At 55.1% G+C, this 23,713-nt stretch carries 19 protein-coding genes and 2 pseudogenes; 10 read left to right on the top strand and 11 right to left on the bottom strand.

What is annotated here, in order from left to right; all coding sequences use genetic code 11:
- Positions 1-7: 7 nt before the first annotated feature.
- The 3 genes from DW082_RS09185 to DW082_RS09175 all read right to left on the bottom strand — a co-directional run bounded on the left by DW082_RS09185 (position 8) and on the right by DW082_RS09175 (position 3,989).
- Positions 8-502: a GNAT family N-acetyltransferase gene (locus DW082_RS09185; RefSeq protein ID WP_257937028.1), complete on the bottom strand. Its 495-nt coding sequence runs from the start codon at positions 500-502 to the stop codon at positions 8-10.
- Positions 486-1,403, bottom strand: a complete 918-nt coding sequence (locus DW082_RS09180) for a DMT family transporter (protein ID WP_118458314.1) — start codon at positions 1,401-1,403, stop codon at positions 486-488. The genes DW082_RS09185 and DW082_RS09180 overlap by 17 nt, the downstream gene beginning before the upstream one ends.
- A gap of 123 nt (positions 1,404-1,526) precedes the next feature.
- Positions 1,527-3,989 (bottom strand): alpha-L-rhamnosidase C-terminal domain-containing protein, encoded by a 2,463-nt coding sequence (locus DW082_RS09175; RefSeq protein WP_118458312.1) that lies wholly within the window; start codon positions 3,987-3,989, stop codon positions 1,527-1,529.
- Positions 3,990-4,246: 257 nt separating this feature from the next.
- Between DW082_RS09175 and DW082_RS09170 the strand changes: the two genes are divergently transcribed.
- From DW082_RS09170 to DW082_RS09155, 4 genes are all read left to right on the top strand, one after another.
- On the top strand, positions 4,247-5,686 hold the full coding sequence (locus DW082_RS09170) for a glutamate decarboxylase (RefSeq protein ID WP_101570916.1): 1,440 nt from the start codon (positions 4,247-4,249) through the stop codon (positions 5,684-5,686).
- A gap of 106 nt (positions 5,687-5,792) precedes the next feature.
- Positions 5,793-7,379, top strand: coding sequence for a putative glutamine/gamma-aminobutyrate antiporter GadC (gene gadC / locus DW082_RS09165; protein ID WP_055203778.1), 1,587 nt, complete (start codon positions 5,793-5,795; stop codon positions 7,377-7,379).
- Positions 7,380-7,385: 6 nt separating this feature from the next.
- The gene (glsA, locus tag DW082_RS09160) at positions 7,386-8,324 is read left to right on the top strand and encodes a glutaminase A (RefSeq protein ID WP_055203776.1); all 939 of its coding nucleotides are present in this window, start codon (positions 7,386-7,388) and stop codon (positions 8,322-8,324) included.
- A gap of 119 nt (positions 8,325-8,443) precedes the next feature.
- Positions 8,444-9,418 carry a DMT family transporter gene (locus DW082_RS09155; RefSeq protein ID WP_055204508.1) on the top strand — a complete coding sequence of 325 codons (975 nt, stop codon included), beginning with the start codon at positions 8,444-8,446 and terminating at the stop codon, positions 9,416-9,418.
- 275 nt (positions 9,419-9,693) lie between these two features.
- On the opposite strand, the gene DW082_RS15075 is transcribed toward DW082_RS09155, so the two are convergent.
- The 7 genes and pseudogenes from DW082_RS15075 to DW082_RS09120 all read right to left on the bottom strand — a co-directional run bounded on the left by DW082_RS15075 (position 9,694) and on the right by DW082_RS09120 (position 15,967).
- A complete protein-coding gene (locus DW082_RS15075) occupies positions 9,694-10,395 on the bottom strand; it encodes an endonuclease/exonuclease/phosphatase family protein (RefSeq protein ID WP_409049077.1) in 702 nt (233 codons plus the stop codon).
- Positions 10,347-10,823 carry a hypothetical protein gene (locus DW082_RS15070; protein ID WP_259335574.1) on the bottom strand — a complete coding sequence of 159 codons (477 nt, stop codon included), beginning with the start codon at positions 10,821-10,823 and terminating at the stop codon, positions 10,347-10,349. Before DW082_RS15070 ends, DW082_RS15075 begins: the two co-directional genes overlap by 49 nt.
- Before the next feature lie 3 nt (positions 10,824-10,826).
- The gene (locus DW082_RS09140) at positions 10,827-11,462 is read right to left on the bottom strand and encodes a DUF1080 domain-containing protein (protein ID WP_101570922.1); all 636 of its coding nucleotides are present in this window, start codon (positions 11,460-11,462) and stop codon (positions 10,827-10,829) included.
- A gap of 27 nt (positions 11,463-11,489) precedes the next feature.
- Positions 11,490-12,168, bottom strand: a pseudogene (locus DW082_RS09135) (rhomboid family intramembrane serine protease).
- A gap of 54 nt (positions 12,169-12,222) precedes the next feature.
- The gene (mutL, locus tag DW082_RS09130; protein ID WP_118458310.1) at positions 12,223-14,112 is read right to left on the bottom strand and encodes a DNA mismatch repair endonuclease MutL; all 1,890 of its coding nucleotides are present in this window, start codon (positions 14,110-14,112) and stop codon (positions 12,223-12,225) included.
- A gap of 82 nt (positions 14,113-14,194) precedes the next feature.
- Positions 14,195-15,373, bottom strand: a complete 1,179-nt coding sequence (gene dnaJ, locus DW082_RS09125) for a molecular chaperone DnaJ (RefSeq protein WP_055203767.1) — start codon at positions 15,371-15,373, stop codon at positions 14,195-14,197.
- Between the two features lie 6 nt (positions 15,374-15,379).
- On the bottom strand, positions 15,380-15,967 hold the full coding sequence (locus tag DW082_RS09120; RefSeq protein ID WP_101570926.1) for a nucleotide exchange factor GrpE: 588 nt from the start codon (positions 15,965-15,967) through the stop codon (positions 15,380-15,382).
- A gap of 334 nt (positions 15,968-16,301) precedes the next feature.
- On the opposite strand from DW082_RS09120, the gene DW082_RS09115 reads away from it, so the two are divergent.
- The 5 genes and pseudogenes from DW082_RS09115 (at position 16,302) to DW082_RS15060 (ending at position 21,058) form a co-directional block, all read left to right on the top strand.
- Positions 16,302-18,674, top strand: a complete 2,373-nt coding sequence (locus tag DW082_RS09115) for an outer membrane beta-barrel family protein (protein ID WP_182424136.1) — start codon at positions 16,302-16,304, stop codon at positions 18,672-18,674.
- Between the two features lie 93 nt (positions 18,675-18,767).
- On the top strand, positions 18,768-19,142 hold the full coding sequence (locus tag DW082_RS09110) for a YccF domain-containing protein (protein WP_101570930.1): 375 nt from the start codon (positions 18,768-18,770) through the stop codon (positions 19,140-19,142).
- Positions 19,143-19,166: 24 nt separating this feature from the next.
- A complete protein-coding gene (locus tag DW082_RS09105; protein ID WP_118458306.1) occupies positions 19,167-19,847 on the top strand; it encodes an MliC family protein in 681 nt (226 codons plus the stop codon).
- Between the two features lie 34 nt (positions 19,848-19,881).
- A pseudogene (locus DW082_RS15485) lies at positions 19,882-20,505 on the top strand (iron-containing alcohol dehydrogenase); the annotation flags it as partial.
- 112 nt (positions 20,506-20,617) lie between these two features.
- Positions 20,618-21,058 carry an iron-containing alcohol dehydrogenase gene (locus DW082_RS15060; protein WP_259335572.1) on the top strand — a complete coding sequence of 147 codons (441 nt, stop codon included), beginning with the start codon at positions 20,618-20,620 and terminating at the stop codon, positions 21,056-21,058.
- 281 nt (positions 21,059-21,339) lie between these two features.
- On the opposite strand, the gene DW082_RS09090 is transcribed toward DW082_RS15060, so the two are convergent.
- Positions 21,340-21,660 carry a hypothetical protein gene (locus DW082_RS09090; RefSeq protein WP_101570936.1) on the bottom strand — a complete coding sequence of 107 codons (321 nt, stop codon included), beginning with the start codon at positions 21,658-21,660 and terminating at the stop codon, positions 21,340-21,342.
- A 944-nt stretch (positions 21,661-22,604) separates the two neighbouring features.
- Between DW082_RS09090 and DW082_RS09085 the strand changes: the two genes are divergently transcribed.
- Entirely contained in the window at positions 22,605-23,033 is a 429-nt protein-coding gene (locus DW082_RS09085; protein WP_145996492.1) for a hypothetical protein, read from the top strand.
- Positions 23,034-23,713: the final 680 nt, after the last annotated feature.

Here is a 23,713-nt window from a genome sequence, read left to right as displayed (position 1 = left end):
TTTTATGTCATTGCTTACCGGATAATTCCCGTATACGCTCCTCGGTCAGCCGGAAAATACTCCATTGTTCCATCCGAACCGCTCCGAGCGACTCGTAAAACGCAATCGCAGGAGCGTTCCAGTTCAACGCCACCCACTCCATCCGGCGACACTTCCTCCGGGCGGCCAATCCGACCAGGTGCAGGAACAACGTTTTGCCGTACCCCTTTCCCCGGAACTCCCTGTCTACGAAAATATCCTCCAGGTAAAGTCCCCTCTGACCGCGAAACGTGGAAAAATTGTGAAAAAAGAGAGCGAACCCGACCGGCCGGCCGGCCACCTCGCCCAGAATCACCTCGGCCTGCCGTTCCCGGAACACCGAACGGCGCAACGCCTCTTCGGACGTATCGACTTCGTGTTCGAGCTTCTCGTACTCCGCCATCTTACGGATAAACCGGTAGACGACCGGAGCATCCTCTTCCGTGGCGAAACGAACGGTCATCGGTTCATTCATCGTATGCATCGTTTTTTGGTTTCGTTCCTCCTCCCTTTTCCGCGGCATAAACCCCTCCCAGGATCAATACCGCTCCTGCCAGCGCCACGACCGTCACTGTTTCGTGCAGAACGAGCGCCGAACTGGCAAGCGCGACCAAAGGTACGAAATAAATGTAATTATTGGTACGCACCGTACCGAGACGTTTGACGGCCATGTTCCAGATTACGAAGCAGAACAACGAAGCGACCAGCCCCAGGAACAGCAGGTTTCCCCACACCGCGGGTCGCAGCAACAGTTCCGCATCGAGTCGCAGCGGCGTGAAAAAAAACACCGGCAACAAAGTCGCCAGACCGTAAAAAAACACTTTGCGGGTAATTTCCAACGTCGTATAACGCCGGTCTATCTTTTTCAATACGATGTTGTAAAACGCCCACATCAACGCGGCCGTCAGCGTCAGCAGGTCGCCCCACGGGCGAATCTGCAAGATAAAATTGCCATTGTAAACCACCAGCGCCACTCCGGCCAACGCCACCAACATCCCCAGCACGACCGGCCGGCCGAACGGTTCCGTCCGCCGGAAGAACAGACGGGACAACAGAACGGTCATGATCGGGGAAGTCGTCAGCAACAACGCGACATTCGACACCAGCGTGATCTGTAGCGCCATGTTCTCGGTCAGAAAATACATCGATCCGCCGGTAATCCCCGCCGCGGCGAACATCAGTTCGTCTTTGAACCGCACCGGGCGTTCGTTTCGCGGACAGACCGTCCTCAAAACCGCGTAAGCGATCAGAAAGCGCAGGAACATGATCGCAGCGGGAGACAATCCTTCAGTCAACAACACCTTCGTCGAAACGAATGTCGTACCCCAGATCACGACCGCCGCGATGGCCAGCCCATGATAAAATCCCGCGCCGCGTTCCCGCATACTCCTTCCGGATTGATTTTGCGGGACAAAAGTACCAAAAAAATCCGATGCGTTTTTAGAATCGGATTAAATTTCACCGTTCCGCAACCGCTCCCGCCGATCGTTCGGCGGCGACCGCCGGCGTCAGTCGAAGAAAATCCCGCTGAGCGAAGCGTTCGTCCCGCGCACCTGATCGACCCGCAACCGCACCGGACGGTCGAGTTGCAGGATCACGTAACGCCCCTCGCCGTAATTTTCCACGAACCGAACGGGCATCAGCAACCGCTTGTCTTTCAAATCGAAAACCTCGATAGCCGAGCGCCTCCCTTCTCGTTCCCAATCGACGAAATAGAGCGCCACGCGGTAAGGACAATTCCGGTTGTTATATAAGTCGAACGTCATCGTCTGATTGCACGGAAGCGGATCGAGCGTCACGGCGGCCCCGAGCCGGCGGAACGGATCGCCGCTGCGGTCGGACGCCAGCGCCCGCGGATCGTCGGTCTCCGACGCGATCAGGCGGGCGCCGATCTTGGCGGATACGACCGAATCGGTAAAATCGGGCAGGTTGACGCGATCGTTCCCCGCCCCGTCGTAACTGCACAGGATATACCCCCGGCTACCGTACTTTCCCTTCCAGTCGCCGCGCGTCAGCGAATCTTGTACGACGGGTTGCGAGCAGGCGTACGAAAACGCTTCCTGCGGAACAGGCTGCAACGCGCCGTCGTATTCGACCCGCAGCCGGTAATCCCCGGCGACTATCCCTTCGTAATAGACGAAATCATCGTCCTGACGCGCGGCAGGCGGCATCTCTTTCCCATCGAACGAGACCCGCCGGACGACGCGGCCCGTTTTCGGAATACCGACGGCTGCGACCGTCCCGTCGGGAACCGTAATACGCCCCTTACCGGTCTTTATATCGAAAGCCACTCGGATCGTTCCGTGCAGCGTCGGGACGCAGCCTTCGACCGAAGCGACCCGCTCCGACAAATGCGGGGCGATCAAAAATCGCCCGAATCCCGGCAGAACCGGTTTCACACCGAGGATCTCTTCGGTCAACCACTTGGTCACTCCGGCGCTCCACGGATGCGTGAAACTCGTGTAACCGCACTGATTATTGACCGGAGCGCCGTTCGGGGCGAGCGCATCGTTCCACGACGGTCGATAAACCTCGAAAAAAGTCGTTCCGCCGTAACGCAACTGTCCTCCCCAGCAATCGTCGATCGTAGTCAACGCTTCGGGATAACGTCCCATCCGCGCCATAGCCTGGATCACGAAATACTGATTGAACGGCGAATACGACAACCGCTGCTGACGATCCGTAAAAGCCGTCCGCCACAATCCCTGTCGTTCGCCGGAGTTCGTAAAACCGGCATTCACGGCGTCCGAAGCCGCAAAAATACCGAACGAGTCGTACCAACCGCCCGCATCGCGCAACTCCCGGCTCTTTTCGTCGACATAAGCGCGGTACTTCGCCGCCAGGTCGGAACGGCCGCAGGCATCCATCGCCGCGGCGAACTCGTTCCATGCCCGGATCGACAACATCTTATAAGTATTCTGCGATTCGTCGCAATTCGGGTTCTCGAACCCGGCGCCGAGCCGTTCGTCCCAACCGTGAAACTGCAGGTCGGGATTCGTCCCGTAGTGGGCATAAGCGACATCCAGCTTTTTGCAGGCGTTGTCGGTCAGGCTGTCGAGCGTCTGCCTGTCGCCCGTATAATTATAGTAATCGATCAGGCTCAACACCCAGTAAAGCGAATAACCGGCGATGCCGTTGAACTGCGTCGAGGTATAATACAAGTTCTGTTTCACGAAGTCGTAATTGCCGAACGCCACCATCGAAGCGGCCTGCGACGGATGGGCGTCGCCGGTCCACGAATGACGGTCGCTGCGCTCCATCAGGATCGCCCCGAAATACTCTTTCAGCAGGTTCAGCTTGACGGTATAGGCGCCCGTGTACCAGATCCGGGTCAGCGTCGGATCGCTACAACGGAAACTGCCTTCGTAATTGGCAGGCTTGGTCTGGCAAACCAATCGGACGGCGGAAATCGTGGCCGGGCGGCGGAGCGACCGGACGTGAATCCAACCGTAGCGCACCCCTTCGTAAAGTTCCGTATTCAGTTCCAGCCGGTAAGTATTGCCGTAACGCACCGGTACGGCCGTCTTGTGCGGATGCTGCGCGCCGGCATTCAATACGGCCGGTTCGGTATATTCGCTGATGCTCATTTCGACCTCCCCGTCCAGGTCGTCCGAATCGAACTCCAGCCAGCCGGCGCTGACCCGGCCGAAGTCGAACATCAGGTCGCACGGGCCGTCGACCCGGATCGCCGCCGTCTTTTTCCCGATCCGTTTCACGTTCTCCGGCCGGTCGATCCCGACCGAAACGGGAGTGAGCAGATAGGATTCGAGACCGTCGGAAGCACGGGGGTTCGTCCAGCGGTAAGCAACCAGCGGATCGGGCGACTCAGGCACCGGTTTCCCGGACAAAACGCCGCTCACGGGCGGATACAGGCCGGTTATCTTTTGTTCGGTGGAAAACGGGACATTCCGGCCCGCGACGGTCGAGGCGAAAAATATCGCCGTGAAAATAAAAAAAGCGGATAATCTCATGATCGGGTTAATTTTTTAGGCATACGATACAAATATAAGAATCAACGGGTAATTCGCAAAACGCGTCCCGAAACCCGCGGCGCAGAGGGCTCCGAATCCGAACGGGCGGCCCCGCTTGGTATAATTCTTGCCTTATTCGGGGATATCGCGGGGAAACTTCGTCCGTGGAACGGCAGAGACGTTCTCTGAAAACAACGTTATCAATCCGATTAAAAATTCACTTTCCAACATTTTATAAAATACTAAATTTTAACGTTATGAACAATTCGAACAAACAACGGGCCGACATCGAAACTCCGGTCTACGGCTCCCAGAAAATGAGAACGTCAGCTCCTACGGAAAAGATTCCGATGCAACCCACCGCTCCTGAAATCGCCTACCAGATGGTGAAGGATGAAACGTTCCCGCAGACGCAGCCGCGACTGAACCTCGCCACATTCGTAACGACCTACATGGACGATTACGCCACCAAGTTGATGAACGAATCGATCGACGTGAACTACATCGACGAAACGGAATATCCGCGCGTAGCCGTCATGGCCGCCCGTTGCGTCAACATCATGGCCAACCTGTGGAATTCGCCCGAACAGGCGCAGTGGAAAGCCGGCGCGCTGGCGATCGGCTCGTCCGAAGCCTGTATGCTGGGCGGCGTAGCCGCATGGCTGCGCTGGCGTGCGAAACGCAAAGCGCAGGGCAAACCGTACGACAAACCGAACTTCGTCATTTCGACCGGTTTCCAGGTCGTATGGGAAAAATTCGGTCAGTTGTGGCAAATCGAAATGCGTACCGTGCCCCTGAGCCTGGAAAAAACGACGCTCGATCCGAAAGACGCGCTGGCCATGTGCGATGAAAATACGATCTGCATAGTTCCCATCCAGGGCGTGACTTGGACCGGCCTGAACGACGACGTCGAAGCGCTGGACAAAGCCCTGGACGAATACAACGCCAAAACCGGATACGATATTCCGATCCACGTGGACGCCGCCACCGGCGGTTACATCCTACCGTTCCTCGAACCCGAGAAAAAATGGGACTTCCGCCTGAAATGGGTGCTGTCGATCAGTACCTCAGGACATAAGTTCGGTCTGGTTTATCCGGGCCTGGGCTGGGTCGTATGGAAAGACAAAAAATACCTGCCCGACGAAATGGCATTCAGCGTGAACTACCTGGGAGCCAACATCACGCAGGTCGGCCTGAACTTCTCGCGCCCGGCGGCACAGATCCTCGGACAATACTATCAGTTCATCCGTCTGGGTTTCGAAGGCTACAAAGAGGTACAGACCAACAGCATGGAGATCGCCCGCTATGCACACGAGCAAATCGGCAAGATGAAACCGTTCGTCAATTACAGCAACGACGTGGTGAACCCGCTGTTCATCTGGTACATGAAACCGGAATATGCGAAAACGGCCAAATGGACGCTCTACGACCTGCAGGCGGCCCTGCAGCAGAGCGGCTGGATGGTTCCGGCCTATACCCTGCCCGAAAAGCTGGATAATTACGTGGTCATGCGCATCGTCTTCCGCCAGGGTATGAGCCGCGACATGACCGATATGCTGCTGACGGACATGCAGAATGCGATCAACGAGTTCGAAAAGCTGGAATACCCGACGCAGACGCGCATCGCGCAGGACAAAAATCAGAAAGTAGTCGGCAAGGTCTTCACGCACACGCACGTCAAAACGGCGAAGAAATAGCTTACTCTTATGCAAACGGCTGGTTATCCGCAACATGAATATAGAGCGGATAACCGCCGGTTGTTAATGACACCACAGTTAACAAGCAATTTAATCGTATGATCGTATGGCAACAACAAAAAGTACAGGGTTCAAATTGAGTGTAATGACACTTGCAATTATGAACATTACGGCCGTCGTAAGTCTCCGGGGACTCCCTTCGGAAGCGGTTTACGGGCCATCTTCAGCATTTTATTACCTGTTCGCGGCGATCGTTTTCCTGATCCCGACCGCGCTGGTCGCAGCCGAGCTGGCGGCGATGTTCGCCGACAAACAGGGCGGTGTGTTCCGCTGGGTCGGCGAAGCGATGGGCGCCCGCACGGGTTTCCTGGCCATCTGGCTGCAATGGATCGAAAGTACGATCTGGTATCCGACCGTGCTGACCTTCGGAGCCGTCTCGATCGCCTTTATCGGCATGGACCCGCATCACGACATGATGCTGGCGTCGAACAAAGTTTTCACACTGATCGTCGTACTGGTCATCTACTGGGCCGCCACGGCCATCGCCCTGAAAGGGCTGACGTGGGTCGGCAAGATTTCGAAAATCGGCGGTATGATCGGGACGATTATCCCGGCCGGCCTGCTGATCGTCCTCGGGATCATCTACCTCAGTACCGGCGGACATAATAACATGGACATGAGCCAGGGATTCTTCCCCGACCTGACCAAATTCGACAACCTGGTGCTGGCTTCGGGTATCTTCCTGTTCTACGCCGGTATGGAGATGATGGGTATCCATGTGATGGACGTGAAAAATCCGAGCAAGAACTACCCCAAGGCTATCTTCATCGGGTCGCTGATTACGGTGCTGATCTTCGTACTGGGTACCTTCTCGCTGGGCTTTATCATCCCGGCCAAAGACATCAACCTGACGCAGAGTCTGCTGATCGGATTCGACAACTATTTCCATTACCTGCATATGAGCTGGGCTTCCCCGATCATCGCCATCGCGCTGATGTTCGGCGTACTGGCCGGCGTGCTGACATGGGTCGCCGGCCCGTCGAAGGGTATCTTCACGGTAGGAAAGGCCGGGTATCTGCCGCCGTTCTTCCAAAAGGCCAACAAATCCGGCGTACAGCGCAACATCCTGCTCATCCAAGGATGCGTCGTTACGGTACTGAGCTTGCTGTTCGTGGTCATGCCCTCCGTGCAGTCTTTCTATCAGATCCTGTCGCAGTTGACCGTGTTGCTGTATCTGATCATGTACCTGCTGATGTTCAGCTCGGCCATCGTACTGCGTTACAAAATGCCGAAACAGCAACGCCCGTTCCGGATCGGAAAAGGCAACGGCCTGATCTGGTTCATCGCCGGACTCGGCTTCTGCGGCGCCCTGCTGGCCTTCATTCTCAGCTTTATCCCGCCCAGCCAGATTTCGACGGGCAGCAACACGGTATGGTTCTCCGTACTGATTATCGGCTGTATCATCGTAGTCGGCGCCCCGTTCATCATCTACGCTTCGCGTAAACCGTCCTGGCAGGATCCCGAAGCGGCCAAAGAATTTCAGCCGTTCTCCTGGGAAAAACAACCGCAGCCGGCTGCCGCAACCGCACAACCGGCCGTAACGCCGACTGCGACGGGAACCGCCGCCGACGCTTCGAACGCAGGCGCGACGACCGGCTCGGCGACGGACCATAACGAACCGACTAAAAATTAAACGACTATGCAAAAATTCGATACGAAACAACTGAACGACGTCGTCAACGAAGCCTACGAAAAAATCAAGGGCGACGACGGCGGCAACAACGCCGACTACATTCCGTTCCTGGCCAAGGTACCTTCGAAACTGTTCGGCATATCGGTCTGCCTCCCCGACGGAGAGATCGTCGAGGCGGGCGACACGGATTACGTATTCGGGATCGAATCGGTCTCGAAAGTGCCTACCGCCATCCTGGCGATGCAGCAATACGGAGCCGACACGATCCTGCAAAAAATCGGGGCCGACGCGACCGGACTGCCGTTCAACTCGATCATGGCGATCCTACTCGAGAACGACCATCCCTCGACCCCGCTGGTCAATGCCGGAGCCATCACGGCGTGCAGCATGGTCAAGCCCGTAGGCAATTCGGACGGCAAATGGAAATCGATCACCGATTTTCTGGCAGGACTCTGCGGCAGTCCGCTGGTACTGCAGGACGAACTCTACAAATCGGAATCGGCGACCAATTTCAACAACCGATCGATCGCCTGGCTGCTGAAAAATTACAATCGGATTTACGACGATCCCGATATGTCGCTGGATATCTACACCCGCCAGTGCTCGATGGGCGTGACCGCACGCCAACTGTCGATCTGCGGCGGCACGATCGCCAACCGCGGCGTCAACCCGGTCACCAAGAAGAAGGTCTTCGACGCCGAGCTGACTTCGAAGATCGTCGCGATGATCGCTTCGGTCGGATTCTACGAACACACCGGCGACTGGATCTTCACCTCCGGCATTCCGGCCAAAACCGGCGTCGGCGGCGGAATCGTCGGCGTGCTGCCCGGAGTGATGGGCATCGCGGCCTTTTCGCCGAAACTCGACGGATCGGGTAACTCGGTACGGGCGCAAAACGCCATTAAGTACATCACCAACAAACTGGGATTAAACCTATTCGGTTAAATCCGGCACTTCAGTCACGAAAAGCGGCTCCGGATTCGGGAATGTTTTCCGCAATGAACATTCTCCTTTCCGGGACCGCTTTTTTCAAACGGCCCCCGGGCTGTCCCTACCCGCACGTTATGACCGACAAGCCGCATACGCACAAAGAACATGTAATCGCACACATGGCGCTGATTTTCGCCAACATTCTGCTGGGGATGAACTTCTCGTTCTTTATCTCCATCATCCGGCGCTACATGCCTTTCGAAACCCTTTTTTTCCTGCGGGTAGTCGTCTCGGCGGTCTGGTTCGTTCCGTGGGCCATTCTTTTCAAACGGTTCCGGATTCCGTTCCGCGACTTCATCTGGATTCTGATCCCGACGGTACTGGTGATTTACGGGCACGAATTCCTGATGCTGTGGGGCGCCAAATATACCAACCCGGTCGACGCCTCCACGCTGGCCACGATGGCTCCGATCGTAACGCTCAGCGTATCGGCCCTGCTGATGCGCGAAAAGATCCACCGGGCGAAAATCATCGGGATCATCCTGGGCGTTGCCGGAAGCGCCGTGCTGATTCTCGGCAACGGCTGGCCGCAACAGAAGAGCGAAGAGATCGGCAACCTGCTGATCCTGATCAGCGTATTCGCCGCCGCGACCAACACGGTTTTCATCAAACCGGAACTGATGAAATTCGGCACGATGACCGTCACCGGATGGTACTACATCATCGGCGTGCTGATCGCCGCGCCGTTTTTCGGCAAAAAGCTGGTCGATTTCGATTTCAGCTCCCTGCCGGCCATCGGGGTCGCCGAGATCGCCTACATTCTGATCCTGGGAACCATGCTGCCGAACTACCTGCTCTACTACGGTACCGAAAAGCTTACCTCTGTGCATACGGGCCTGTACTCTTATCTGCAACCGGTGGCCGCGACCGTACTGGGCATCTACCGCAACCAAGTGACGGTCGGTTACGACAACATCGTCGCCGCCGCGCTGATTTTCGTCGGCATCATCCTGGTGATGATCACCTACGCCCGGTACAAATTCCCGGTGCCGAAAGTCGGAACGCCGCCCGCAGCGCAGCAACCGCGCGGACAGAACGCCGGCAAATAGCGCCATCCCTCGAAATGAGGATACGCCGCCCCTTTTTTAACGCGGTTCAGGTATTGCCGGAACAGGTACGGATCCCGATCTTTGTGTCAGGAATAATAAGAGTTCCAATCCCATTTTTGTAAGCCAACAAGTAAAGTGGAATGTCTCCGCAAAGTATTTTGCGGAGACGTTTTTTTGGGTAGGCCCGCGAAGCGGATTCCGACAACGCCGCGAACGGTTTCGGTTCTTTTCCGGCCCGGGCATCCGGGATCGGGGCAATCATGACGGACGGGATATTACCGCAGTTTCAAATCGACCAGCACCGGATTATGATCGCTCCACTGCGGCTGCTCGGAATCGTATCCGACGGTCGCCAAGTCGTTCGAATGGAACAGGTAATCGATCCGGAAAACCCCGAGCAGCCCGCGGTACGTAAAAATGATCCCGCGTCCCTTTTCGCAAAAAGCGTCTTTCAGGTCGCCCCGCAACTGCCGGTAAGTATAGGACATCGGCGTGTCGTTGAAATCCCCGCAAACGATCACCCGAGGCGTCCCGTCGTGGATAATCCCGGCGATCGAATCGGCCTGCGCGGCACGCACCCTGAAGTTGCGGCCCAATTTGCGGAGAATGTCTTTCAGCCGCTCGTCTCCGAGCGAGTCCGCGGACAGGCCCGTCCCCGACAGGTATTCGCGGTCGCTCTCGTTGACCTGGGTGCTCTGCATATGGTTGTTATAGACGCGCAACGTATCGCGGTGCATAATCACGTCCGCCCACATCGAGGCGTTGTTCGATTCGGGATAATGTATCCCGCCGCGCCGGACGACCGGATACTTGCTGTATATGGCCAGTCCGCGCCCGTTCTGGTCGGGACTGCCCGACGTAAAGAAAAAAGCGCTGTATTTCCACGCTTCCAGCAGCGAATCGAACTTCACGCGAGGATTGATCCGATTCAGTTCGAACTCCTGCATACAGATGATATCCGGCTCGGATTCCCGGATAAACCGGGCGATCTCGGCAACCTGATTTTCGCGTTTCCCGAGCGAATCCCTGCCGAAAAAGCCTCTACGTTATAGCTCAGCACCCGGAACGACCCCGGCTGCCGCACCTGTTCGTAAGCTTTCCCGAAAGCCGGCCTGAAAAATTTGGATACGTGTCCGAGTCCGATCACGGCGACTGCCGCCAGACCGACCGCGATCCATTTCCAACGCACCGTCCAATAGAGCATCAACACCAGATTGGCCAGGTAGAGAAAAGGAGCCGCAAGACCGAGATAAGCGAACCACAGCGAATCGTGGGGGTCTACCCGGGGAGCCGCATAGGCCAGCATCAGCAGCACGGCCAACGCAACCGAGATCAGGAAAACCACCCCGTCGGCCACTCCGAGCAGGATACCGTGCCGTCTGTGTTCTTTTTGTTTGCCGGACATAGGTTATCGTTTTCGTTTCAGCGGCGCGACCTCGATGTTACGGAACAAGATCGGGCTTCCCTCCCCTTCGAGAGCGATATACCCGCGGTCGTTATTCATACGTGTCAGCTTGTTCTGGAGTACGCCGTTGATGAATATGGTCATGGAGTTTCCGTCGCACACGATTTCGACGTCGTTCCATTCCCCCGCAGGCCTTTCGCTGGCGGGCTGCAACTTCGGAACGGTCGCGGCGCCGATCCTGCGGAATTCGTCGCTCTGCGAATCCCCCGCATCGTTCACGTCGCCGGCATGCCCGGCCCACAACTGGCACTCGTAACACTTCGGCCATAACCGGTCTTCGCCGGGCTGGATATGCATGAAGATTCCGCTGTTGGTAGGCTCGCCTTCCCAGCGGTATTGTAGCGTCAGCCGGTAATCCGAATAAGCGCGCGTCGTCCGGATATAACCCAGCGCTCCGCTTACCCGCAGCATCCCGTCCACGACGCCGAACTCTTCAGCCGCATCGAGCGTGGAGTCCCCGACATAACCGACCCACCCTTTCAGGTTCTTTCCGTTAAACGGATGCACGGGAGACCGGGCTTCCGCGACGCCGGCCGCCAGCATAACGGCAGCCATCCAACACAACGTTCGTTTTTTCATTCCGAAATCCTGCGATTCAGTTCGACGTCAATAGTAAATATCTCCTTTCTTTTTCCAGTAACGCAACAGGAAGAAACCCCACAGCATACCGCCGACGTGCGCGAAATGAGCGACGCCGCTTTGGGCCCCGGACACGCCGAGAAAAAGTTCGATCAGTCCGTATCCGATCACGAAATATTTGGCTTTGATCGGGATCGGCGGAATCAGCAACATCAACATCGCATTGGGATGCATCATCCCGAATGCCAGCAACACGCCGAACACCGCTCCCGAAGCGCCGATCGTAACCGATCCGATGCGGGCGGCCAACTCATACGGACTCGCCGTCCCTGCGGCGACGGCCGAATGCAGCGAACTTACCTCGATCCAGGTCACGCCCAATTGCAGCAGTCCGGCGCCGATCCCCGTCACCATGTAGTAAAGCAAAAAAACGCTTGCTGCCCATCTCGTACTCCAACGTCCGGCCGAACATCCACAAAGCGAACATATTCATGAACAGATGCATGAAATTGGCATGCAGGAACATGCTGGTCACGAGCTGGTAAATCTGAAAATTACCGCTCTCCCAGAAAAACAGCCCCAGCCGCTCGATCAGCCAGTCGCCCATCCGTCCGGGCAGCACGATTTCGGCCAGGAAAAACAGGCCGTTCAGGATAATCAGGTTTTTGACCACCGGAGGGGTCGAATAAGCCGTTTGAAATCTCATCATCGTCTATTTACCAAATCTTCGTCAATAATTATCCCGGACGGATCTTCCGGGTTACGCGTTAAATCTTCCGGCGATCTCTTCGTCCGTTATATAAATCAGCACAGAAGCCCCGTCCGGCGTGTAATTGAACGAACCGCATGCGAACAACTCCCCGAGCAACCGCCCGGCAGCGTCGGCGTCGGCTGCCTCGCCCAGCGAAAGGGCTCCCCTCCGCGCGAGTATCGCCGCCATCCGCTCATGCCGTTTCTCATCGGTGCACGCCCCGGTCTCCCGCAGCTCGGCCAACAGTTCGCGCAACGTACCGGCGATCTGCGCGTCGGGTAGGTCGGCCGGGATACCGAACACCGACACGCCGTCCCGTTCCGTTCTGAGATCGAAGCCCATCGCTTCGATCTCCCCGCCGCTCTCCGCGATCAACGCCTGCTCCTCACGGGTCAGCGCGACTTGTTCGGGGAAAAGCAATTGCTGGGTCACCGAAGCATTGTTGCCCAGTAGCCCCCGGTAACGTTCGAAAAGCACCCGCTCGAACGCCCTGCGCAGATCGACGACCGCCAATCCTTCGCGCAACCGGGCGACGCAATAGCGCTTCCCGAACGGCAATACTCCCGAAAAAGGGCGTTCCGCATCCAACTCCAGCGTCTGCTGCACCGTTCCCGAATCGCTCCCGTCGATAAATTCCAGTTCGGCGCTGTCGTATTCTTTGAAACGCTGTTCCGGAAAACCCGGTTCCGTCGCATCGTCTTCCCGCACCGGATAAAGGTTCTCCCAATGTTTCGGGGCCCGGTTGTCGGACGCCCGAGAAACATGCGGCGCCGCCGTCTTCTCCTCCCGGAACGGATTGAAGTCCGGATTGATCCCCAGATCGGGAATCCTGAAAGCGGCATCCTCCCGGAATACGGGAATGTCGATCGAACTGTCCATCTCGAAATCCATCATCGGCACGACTCCCAGTCTGCCGAGCGACTCCCGCACGGCGGCGTTGAAAATCTGCCAGACGGCCTGTTCGTCGTCGAACTTGATCTCGGTCTTTTGCGGATGCACATTCACGTCGATCCGCTGCGGATCGATCGTCAGATACAAAAAGTAGGACGGTTGCGTATCGGGAGCGATCAGTTTCTCGTAAGCCTGCAGGATCGCCTTGCGGAAATAGGGCGAACTGAAATAACGGCCGTTGACGAACAGGTACTGCTCCCGGTTCGTTTTTTTGGCGGCCGAAGGACGGCCGACGAATCCTTCGATCCTGACGATCGAAGTATCGGCGCCTACTTCGAGCAAATTTTTAGCGATATCCTTGCCGCCGATCGCCGAAACGATCCGCTGGCGAAGGTTCGAAGCGGGCAACGTAGCGATCAGCACATCGTTGTCGTACAGTGAAAAAGCCACTTCCGGATTACAGAGGGCCACCCGCAAGAATTCGGAACGGATGTGTCTTCCCTCGACGTTGGCCTCCTTGAGAAACCGGCGCCGGGCCGGCGTATTGTAGAACAGATTTTTTACCAGAAACTGCGTGCCGACGGCCGTCTGCACCGGCTCTTGGGAAACAAACCGCCCTCCGTGAATCACGACCTGCGTGCCGATCTCCTGATCGGCAGTCCGGGTACGGAGTTCGACTTCCGCCACCGAAGCGACCGACGGCAACGCCTCGCCGCGAAAACCGAACGATGCTAGCTGATAAAGGTCTTCGGCACGGCGTATTTTCGACGTCGCATGACGTTCGAAAGCGAGCCGCGCATCGGTCTCGCTCATGCCGCATCCGTCGTCGACCACCTGGATCAGCGAACGCCCGCCGTCCTTGTAGTTCACCGTGATCGTCCTGCTACCGGCGTCGACCGAATTCTCCATCAACTCCTTTACGACAGAAGCGGGGCGGCCTACCACCTCGCCCGCAGCGATCTGGTTGGCAACCCCGTCAGGCAGCACTCTGATCTTATCGTTCTCCATTTATCTTTATATTGTGTCCCGGAAAACCGTCCGAAAGTTTTCCTCATGCACGCTGTCCGGCAACCCCGCGCCCGGCTCTCCGTTAACGGAAGAAACTGCGCATTCGGTCGAAAATATTCATATCCCGGCTCTGTTCCGCCTTTTTGAAATGGTCGTTCTCGGCCAGCTTTTCGAGCAGTTGTTTTTCGGAAGCGTTCACCGAGGCGGGCACATGGATATTCACGACCACCAGCAGGTCGCCGCGTCCGTAACCGTTCACATCCGGAACGCCTTTTCCGCGCAGTCGCAGCACTTTGCCGGCCTGCGTGCCCGGTTCGATTTTAATTTTGGCCTTCGCGTCAACCGTCGGCACCTCCACCGAAGCGCCGAGCGCAGCCTGCGGGAAGGTAATATTCAGATTGTAAATCAAATCGTTCCCGTCGCGAACGAGATCCTTGTCGGGTTCCTCTTCGATCAGCACGAGCAGGTCGCCGTTCACGCCGCCGTGACGCGCGGCATTGCCTTTGCCGCTGACCGAAAGCTGCATCCCCTCGCCCACTCCGGCCGGAATTTTGATTTCGATCACCTCCTCGCCGCGAACGACCCCTTCGCCGTGACACTTCGAACACGGCGTGGTAATGATCTTGCCCTCGCCGTGACAGGTCGGACACGGCTGCGAAGTCTGCGTACGGCCGAAAAAGGTGTTGACCACCTGCGTCACATAACCCGAACCGTTACACGTCGTACACGTAGCATACGAATCCTTGTCCTTCGCTCCGGTTCCCCCACACTGATCGCAAGCGATCTGTTTATTGATTTTCAGCTTCTTGGTCGTCCCGTTAACGATCTCTTTGAGGGTCAGTTTCACCTTGATCCGAAGATCCGAACCGCGATTCACCCGGTTGCGCCCGCCGCCGCTGTTAAAGCCGCCGCCGCTGAAACCGCCGCCGAAATGCCCGCCGAAAATATCGCCGAAATTACTGAAAATATCCTCCATCGTAAAGCCGCCGCCGAAGCCGCCCGCACCGCCGCCGCTGCCGCCGAAACCGCCTGCGCCGCTCATTCCCTCATGGCCGAACTGGTCGTACCGCGCCCGCTTGTCGGGGTTGCTCAACACGTCGTAAGCCTCGGCAGCCTCCTTGAATTTCTCCTCGGCGCTTTTGTCCCCCGGATTCTTATCCGGGTGATACTTCAGCGCCGCCTTCCGGTAAGCCTTCTTGATCTCGTCGGCACTGGCTCCGCGCTGTACTTCGAGCACCTCGTAGTAATCTCTTTTCGCCATAACAGATTATTCTCCTACAACAACTTTAGCAAAACGAACCACTTTATCTTTCAGTTTGTAGCCTTTTTGGACTACGTCGATGATCTTTCCCTTCTTCTCGTCGGAAACCGGGAACTTGGCGACCGCTTCGTGCAGGTCGGTATCCAGTTCCTTGCCGATCGCCGTGATCTCCTCGACACCCTTCGCGTGCAAGGTTTCGAGCAATTTCTGATGGATCAGCACGATCCCCTGGCGGATCGAATCGATATCGCTCGATTTCGACATCGCGTCGAGCGCCCGGTCGATATCGTCCATCACGGTCAGCAACGATTTGATCACGTCTTCGCCGCCCGAGGCGATCAGATCCATTTTTTCCCGCAACGTCCGTTTGCGGTAATTGTCGAACTCGGCCACCAGCCGCAGGTATTTGTCCTGCCACTCGCTCTCGGCCGCTGCCATCCGTGCCGATTTGTCATCTTCTTCGGCCGCCTGGTCTGTCACCTTGTCACCCGTCTGCTCCTCGACCATCTCCTGAGCCGCTTCGGCAACCTCTTCACGGTCGTCCTTAATAGGCTCTGTATCAATTACTTTTTCTTTCATTTTGTTCTTTGCCATCGTGTATGCTTTTAGGATATGCAAAAAAACATCGCAAATTATATACCAACGCCCGGTAATAAAACAGATGCAAAGTAAATCAAAATATCGGAACAAAAGAATTTACAGGCTCAACTTATCGCATAAACCTTCGGATCCGTTTCCGTCAAAACATTCATTGACAGTACTGAACAACTCTTGCCGTCCAGGTAAAATGCCATACATGATATCACAAAACAACAAAATACATCGAAAATAATATTATTATGTATTGCATAATACTAATATTTATACATATATTTGCAGAACAAGCATCTTTAAAAACAAACATACCAACCTAAATCTACCGATGATTATGAAAATTTTATCTACTATCGTTCTGCTGCTTACGGCCGTTACCCTGTCGGCTCAACCCGACGCAGCGACTTGTACCGGACAGACCTGTACCGGACAGGGCTCCGCCATCGGATTCGCCACCGTCTCGTTCTTTTCCGAAACGGACTCTTCGGCGGTCTATGGAGCCCTGGCCGATAGCACGGGCAGATTCTCCGTGCGGATCCCGCACGGAAACTACCGGATGGAGATCGCTCTGCTCGGTTACGAGAAAAAACAGCGGGGCATAACGATCGCGCACGACACCGATCTGGGACGCATCGTGCTGGACCCGTCCGAAATTTCGCTGCAAGGCGTCGAAGTCAAGGCCGCCCCGATCGTCCGCGAAGCCGACCGCTTCATCGTCAACGTGGCCGACATGCCGCAGGCAATCGGGCGCACGGCCGTCGAAATGCTGAAACTGTCGCCGGGCGTATGGATCAGAGACGACATCGCCATCTTCGGCAAAAAAGGCGCTAAAGTAATGATTAACAACCGACTGTTGCGCGAAACGGGCGAAGATCTGATCAACTACCTAAACCAGATCCCGGCCGAAGACATCCTGCGCATCGAGATCGTGCCGAACTCCGGGGCCGAATACGACGCCGACATGACCGCCGGCATCATCAAAATCACGCTGAAGCGCAAACGCGACAACGGGATCGACGGAGCGGTCGGCATCTACTATTCGCACGCCTTTTCAAACGCTTCTTCGACGACTTCTCCGTCGTTCAACCTGAACTACCGGAACGACCGGTTGAGCCTCTACGCTTCGATGGGAACCTGGTTCGGCAAACAGATCGTACGAATTACCGAATCGTCCGCATTCGGGCAAAACGACGCGTCGATTCGCTCCGAAAGCAGGCTCGACGGGCACTGGAAATCCGTTTCGCCGCGCATCGGAGCGCTGTACGAATTCAACGACCGGCACAGCGCCGGATTGGAAATCAGCTACTTCCGCAATCTGCCCGGCGGATCGGAAACCCATAACCGACTTCAAAAACAGGACAAGGCGGATTCGACGCGGATAGCGAGCCATTTTCTGCAAAACCAACAGGGATACGGCCTGGGGATTTCGGCGAACTATATTTTCAAAATGGATACCACCGGTTCGCTGTTCAAACTGTTGCTGGATTACTACCGGCGCGACAACGACGATCCGACCGATTACTTCAGCCGTTATACCGGGTCGCAGGCGTTCGACACCACCTACCGGGGCGACATCCATACGGTCAACGACCTTTATGCGGCCACCGCCGCTTTCGAAATCGCGCTCGGTCCGGTTTCGAAACTCCGTACCGGGGCCAAGTACACGCTGAACCGGATGAACACCGCTATCCTGTACGAATTTCTCCGCGACGACGCCTGGCACCGGATCGACCGGCAGAGCAACCTGAACCGGTATTCGGAAAACATCGGGGCGCTGTACGCCGATTTTTCGACTAAATTCAAAAACGGGATCGGACTGAACGTCGGCCTGCGCGGCGAATATACCTATGCAATCCCGGCGACCAGCAGTACGCTGATTACCGACCGGCAGAATTATTTCGGGCTGTTCCCGTCGGCCAACCTGTCGCTGCCGCTGAACAAAAAAGCGACGCAAATGCTGGCCTTCAACTACAACCGGAAGATCAGCCGCCCGTCGTTCTGGAACCTCAATCCGTACCGTATGCCGCTGTCGGAGTATTCGTTTCTCGAAGGGAACCCGCGCCTGAGGCCGGCCTATCAAAACAGTTATTCGGTCAGTTGGATCATCCGGCACAAATATTCGCTGACCGTCGGATTCGAATCGGTCAACGGAAGTTCGGAACAGGTCGCAACGACCGATCCGGACGACCCGGATATCATCCTGTACCGTTACGAAAACGTCCCGATCGGACGAAATTTCAACCTGAACGTCAATGTTCCGACAAACATTACTCCGTGGTGGATGCTGAATCTGAATCTGACGGCGATGAACTGCTTCAGCAGTCTGGCCGGCCGCCAGAATACGGTACAGGGATACCTGAACAACGCGCTGACGATCCGCAAAGAGTGGACGCTCGACCTGAATCTGAACTACCGGACTCCCCGGTTATGGGGCAACATGCGTATGAGCGGACAGTTCAACGTCGGCGCCGGCCTCCGGCGGTCGCTGCTGAAAAAACGGCTGACCGCATCGCTGACCGTCCACAACCTGATCAATTACAACAAGGAAAACATCCGGATCGTGGAACCGACCTTCGAACGCACCGTCGAACAGCGCCAGAACTGGCGTCAGATCGCCGTATCGCTGCGTTACAATTTCAAAACGGGTAAAGAAGTCAAGGTCAGAAACGTCGAATCGGGAGCCACCGAAGAAAAGTCCCGTTTTTAACGAATCCGAACGCCCCGGGAAGCGACCGTCCCGGATTTGGAGCCGCATGAAAATATACTATCTTTGTAATTATAATTAAAACAGGGAAAAACAATGAACTTACTGGGCAATATTATCTGGCTGGTGTTTGGGGGATTGGCGATCGCCGTCGAATACTTCATCGGCGGGTTGGTGCTGTGCCTGACGATCATCGGCATCCCGTTCGGGCTGCAGGCGTTCAAAATGGGACTGTTAGCGTTGTTTCCATTCGGACAGCAGACGGTCGTCACCGAACAGGGCAGCGGATGCCTCAGCACCCTGATGAACATCCTCTGGTTTTTCGTCGGGGGAATCTGGATCGCGCTGTCGCACCTGTTCTGGGGCGTGCTGCTCTGCATCACGATCATCGGCATCCCGTTCGGCCGGCAGCATTTCAAACTGATGAGTCTGGCCTTTACTCCGTTTGGCCGGGATATTGTACGGGCATAATTCTCGAAACCAAAACAGACAGACATGATAAAAAACACGATTTTCATGGCAGTCGCGGCGCTGGCGCTTTGCGGCTGCGGACAGAACGGGACGAAAAAAACGGGGCAGGCGACCGGAGCGGACAGGGACGGCCACGACTGCATCGGATCGGCCGGCTACCAATGGTCGGAGGCGCGTAAGGATTGCATCCGTCCGTTCGAAGACGGCGTCAAAATGCTCCCGACGACCCAATCCGATACGGGCGCCGTATATGCCGCTTACATCGTATTCAGCGCCGACTCGGCCCAGGCGGAACTGTTCCTGCCCGGCAACGAAAAAACCGAGGTGCTCGACCGGCGCGACCTGCCCGGCGGCGGGCACGCTTGGAACGTCGAGGACGACGACACGAAAAACGTCCGGCAGGCGGATGGACATTGGGTGATCGAACAGCGCGGCAATACGATCTACGTGCAGGACCCCTACCCGATCAACGTCGTTTTCGACGGCACGGACGGCAAAACGAAAAAATGCTACCGGATCGACGTCGTTTTCGAACCGGATCTGGCGCGGGTCACCCTCGACGGGACGGTATTCGACTTGACGCAGTACGTGACCGCCGACGGTTTCGGATACAAGAACGACATGATGGATCTGCGCGGCAAAGGCCGCGAAGCCACGCTCACGATGCGCGACGGACTCATTCTGTCGCTGACCGAACGGAAATAGCTACACATTCCCTATTTAACTCAATACTAATCCAATGATCAATTTCGAATATTACAATCCGGCAAAAATCATCTTCGGCAAAGGCGTCGAGAACGGCGTAGGCCGGGAAGTCGCCAAATATGGGAAACGGGTGCTGCTGCATTACGGCGGCGGGTCGATCAAGCGCAACGGCCTGTACGACCGGGTCGTAACATCGCTCAAAGCCGAAGGGTTGTACGTCGCCGAACTCGGCGGAGTACAGCCCAATCCCCGCCTGTCGCTCGTCCGCAAAGGCGTCGAAATCTGCCGGGAAAACCGGATCGATTTCATCCTTGCGGTAGGCGGCGGCAGCACGATCGATTCGTCGAAGGCCATCGCGGCCGCGATGCGCTGCAAAGACGACATCTGGGACTACTACCTGTACGACGACAAGCCGATCGAGGGAGCGCTGCCCGTAGGCGTCGTGCTGACCATTCCGGCAGCCGGTTCCGAATCGTCCGACAGTTCGGTCATCACCAACGAGGACGGCAACTACAAACGCTACATCGGCGGCGAATGCCTGATCCCGAAATTCGCGTTCATGAATCCCGAAGTGACTTTCACGATGCCGCCGCACCAGATTGCAAACGGCTGCTCGGACATTGTCGCCCACTTAATGGAGCGTTATTTCACGCGGGTAAAACACGTCGATTTCACCGACCGCCTGATCGAGGGAGCCATCCGCACCATTCTCTACCACGCCCGATGGCCCTCGAAAATCCGACCGATTACGACGTCCGCGCCGAGATCATGTGGCGGGCACCGTCGCGCACAACAACCTGCTGAACACGGGACGCATCGGCGACTGGGCCAGCCACGACATCGAGCACGAACTGAGCGCGCAGTACGACATCGCGCACGGGGCGGGCCTGTCGATCGTATTCCCGGCGTGGATGAAATACGTTTACAAAACGGACATCGACAAGTTCGTTCAATTCGCCGTGCGCGTATTCGACGTTTCGCTGGCTTTCGACGATCCCGAAAAGATTGTTTTCGAAATGATCGCCCGTCTCGAAAGCTGGTACCGGAAAATGGGCCTGCCCACCCGGTTGAGCGACGTGGGGATCGGCGAAGAGCACCTGCGCGAAATGGCCGAAAAATGCCTCGCCGAACGCGACGGACGCAACGGGCTGGGAAATTTCCGGGCCCTGCACGTCGAAGACATTTACCGGATTTACAAACTGGCGCTGTAATCGCAGTTCCTGAAACATCGCTCGGAACGACAAAGCCGGAGTCTCAAGACTCCGGCTTTGTCGTTTCCATTCCGTATCCGAACCGGAAATCTCGCGGTATTCCGGACATCGACGTTACGGCGGCCCGGATTCCGGATCGCCGATTCTCCATATAACGAACCGTCGGAGAACCAAACGATCGCCCGATTTCCCGACACTCCTTACCCAAAAAAAATACACGAACTTCAGATCGCTTAGGTAGATCGATCCTTACATACAAAAGCGACTTATCGCCCCGACCGTTACTCTGCGAAAAACGCGTCGCAGAAATTCAGTATCGAAAAGGGGTCTTTTTTCAGTTCGCGAACATGCTCTTTACTCTCCACCCCCTTCTCGTAACACTCTTTGAGCGCCTCGCAATTCGGGATTTTTTTCTTGAACACGAACATCATTTCACTCCAACCGGTAGAGGCGCCGCCGACTGTCAGGAAATTATGAACCGCGCTATCGCCCCGGAAACGGATGCCGTAACAATCGCACGTCGTCGTTTGCCTCCCCTGGCAGCCTGTCGAGGCATATCCCCGCCTCCAGTAGACCGTGCCCGCCCCGGCCGCTTTTTTCAACTCGCGTCAGGCTGCGTACCGTGCGGTCAAGATTTTTCATGCACGGCCGGACCAAAGACTGCACCTCCCAACGCTCGACCGACGTCTTGCTCAAATAGGACAAAGTAATATAATCTGTAAAGTTTTTCTATGACAAATCAGTGAGTTGGACAGATGACTCTGTAAAAATCGTTACCGTTTCGTTACCTATTTGAAATCTTGGAGAATAATAGGTTGATTTACAGGATGTGTTATTTTTAAGCCTATGGCGAAAAATGCGGTTTTAAGCGTTTTTTCGGTGGCAGAATATATTCAGAAAATGCTATTCCAAACGCATGTAACACATTATTGTCCATAGTTTAGCCGTTTTTCCGCATATATCCCTTCTGTATTACGACTTTCTCCGACTTTATCGTGCACAAAAAACGACTGATAATATTGATTTTTAATAAAATTTATCTAATTTGCAAGAACTTCATAAAAGAATACTTAAAGTCGTTAAGTCGTTTTACAGTTGCATTTTGCATAACCAGTTATATACCAATGGATATAACATACTCTATATCTCTGATTTTCGATTGCATTGCGCTTCATGGGTATGCTAATCCGCATTGGACTCTTGACATTCTTGGGGAAAGGTCGGATAATAACACTTCATCGAGATTTCCTTTTTACATTTAAAGCAATACTAATTATTTCCGGACGAATAATTTATTGTATTCGGTCGGGGAATACTCGTAACCTGATAAAAACACAGAATCGATTAGTCGAAAGAGAAGGGAAATACAGCTTATGTAAAGTTATTCAATAACAGAGAGGGCATAAAACGGCACGGAACTTTTTAAGAGAATATAAATATCCGTGCGATTGTGAAGAGCATTGTGATAGCTTGGATCATAAAATCTGAGAGAGAAGGAGTTCTAATCACATTGTAGTTTTATAAAAAACTTATAAAACTGATGTCTATGTTACTCGACAGACAGACCCGTCATTTGATTCTCAGCTACCATTTCGCCCCCAATGCGGGATTGCTCAATGGGAAAATGGGAGGCGTGGCGTTTTTCGGACAATATGCCAAACATACCGGCAAAGCCTACTTCCGCGAATACGCGGAAGAACTGCTGGACGAAGTGTTCGACATGGTTCACGAAAACATCCCTATCAACTTCGTCGACGGACTGTGCGGTATCGGCTGGGGCGTCGAACACCTGATCCAAAACGCTTTGTTGGAAGGCGATTCGGACGATGTGCTGGAGGACATCGATAAAAAAATCATCGAACGCGATCCCCTGTATATCGAAGAGCTGTCGCTGCATAACGGTATATGTTGGAAACGACGCCGCTCTGGAAAGATTCCTATACGATGCTCGAAGGAATCGCGGGCATCGGCCTAATCCTGATGTCGTCGCTCGATATGGAACAGAAAAGCGAATGGACGGACTTATTCTTATTATAAACAACCGGAGAAATCCGAAAATCCGTAAAAGAGTGTAGGGAAAACTATTAATTTAATCTATCATGAAAAAACTCGTATTGAAGAAAGACATCGTTGCAAGGATTAACGGTGGTGAAATGAATCAACTCAGAGGCGGATGTGGACCCGACGGTTTCTGTAATCAGTACACTATTGCTCATTCCGATGCCACCTGCGGACACCCCTGTAACGGGGATCCGTCTTGTCCGGGTCAACAAACTTGCGTTGAAAGTTGCATGGATATATGTAACTTTTTACGCAATACGGCAGCCATTTACAATGCAGGTAATACCTGCATTGGAATGTGCGTTACTGGTGCCACTTGTTGGACTTACTAGTTACTAAAAATATAATCAATGTATAGATTATATCGAGTTCCGGGCCGGGAGCAGTGAGGTAGCCGGCAACCGGATGAGTTCACGGCCTTTTAAGCGGATTGTGAATCAGACTGAAGTAAATCTTAAAAATCTTTAAACGGAAGTATTATGAAAGCGTGTATGATTTGGATATTATCATTGTTTACGGCTACGGTCGGGTCCGCGTCCTCCCCCGACGAGACGCCCGGTTCCGAAAGCCTTTTACGGGATCGTCCTTTCATTC

Source organism: Alistipes sp. AF48-12 (assembly GCF_003477565.1).
GTDB lineage: Bacteria > Bacteroidota > Bacteroidia > Bacteroidales > Rikenellaceae > Alistipes_A > Alistipes_A hominis.
The sequence above is the reverse complement of the archived record's forward strand: the minus strand, read 5'-3'. Positions and strand labels throughout refer to the sequence as shown.

Bases quoted from the DNA above. Each gene is read 5' to 3' on its own strand.
- DW082_RS09185 (WP_257937028.1), bottom strand. From the start codon at position 502: ATGCATACGATGAATGAACCGATGACCGTTCGTTTCGCCACGGAAGAG.
- DW082_RS09180 (WP_118458314.1), bottom strand. From the start codon at position 1,403: ATGCGGGAACGCGGCGCGGGATTTTATCATGGGCTGGCCATCGCGGCG.
- DW082_RS09175 (WP_118458312.1), bottom strand. From the start codon at position 3,989: ATGAGATTATCCGCTTTTTTTATTTTCACGGCGATATTTTTCGCCTCG.
- DW082_RS09170 (WP_101570916.1), top strand. From the start codon at position 4,247: ATGAACAATTCGAACAAACAACGGGCCGACATCGAAACTCCGGTCTAC.
- gadC (WP_055203778.1), top strand. From the start codon at position 5,793: ATGGCAACAACAAAAAGTACAGGGTTCAAATTGAGTGTAATGACACTT.
- glsA (WP_055203776.1), top strand. From the start codon at position 7,386: ATGCAAAAATTCGATACGAAACAACTGAACGACGTCGTCAACGAAGCC.
- DW082_RS09155 (WP_055204508.1), top strand. From the start codon at position 8,444: ATGACCGACAAGCCGCATACGCACAAAGAACATGTAATCGCACACATG.
- DW082_RS15070 (WP_259335574.1), bottom strand. From the start codon at position 10,823: ATGTCCGGCAAACAAAAAGAACACAGACGGCACGGTATCCTGCTCGGA.
- DW082_RS09140 (WP_101570922.1), bottom strand. From the start codon at position 11,462: ATGAAAAAACGAACGTTGTGTTGGATGGCTGCCGTTATGCTGGCGGCC.
- mutL (WP_118458310.1), bottom strand. From the start codon at position 14,112: ATGGAGAACGATAAGATCAGAGTGCTGCCTGACGGGGTTGCCAACCAG.
- dnaJ (WP_055203767.1), bottom strand. From the start codon at position 15,373: ATGGCGAAAAGAGATTACTACGAGGTGCTCGAAGTACAGCGCGGAGCC.
- DW082_RS09120 (WP_101570926.1), bottom strand. From the start codon at position 15,967: ATGGCAAAGAACAAAATGAAAGAAAAAGTAATTGATACAGAGCCTATT.
- DW082_RS09115 (WP_182424136.1), top strand. From the start codon at position 16,302: ATGAAAATTTTATCTACTATCGTTCTGCTGCTTACGGCCGTTACCCTG.
- DW082_RS09110 (WP_101570930.1), top strand. From the start codon at position 18,768: ATGAACTTACTGGGCAATATTATCTGGCTGGTGTTTGGGGGATTGGCG.
- DW082_RS09105 (WP_118458306.1), top strand. From the start codon at position 19,167: ATGATAAAAAACACGATTTTCATGGCAGTCGCGGCGCTGGCGCTTTGC.
- DW082_RS09085 (WP_145996492.1), top strand. From the start codon at position 22,605: ATGTTACTCGACAGACAGACCCGTCATTTGATTCTCAGCTACCATTTC.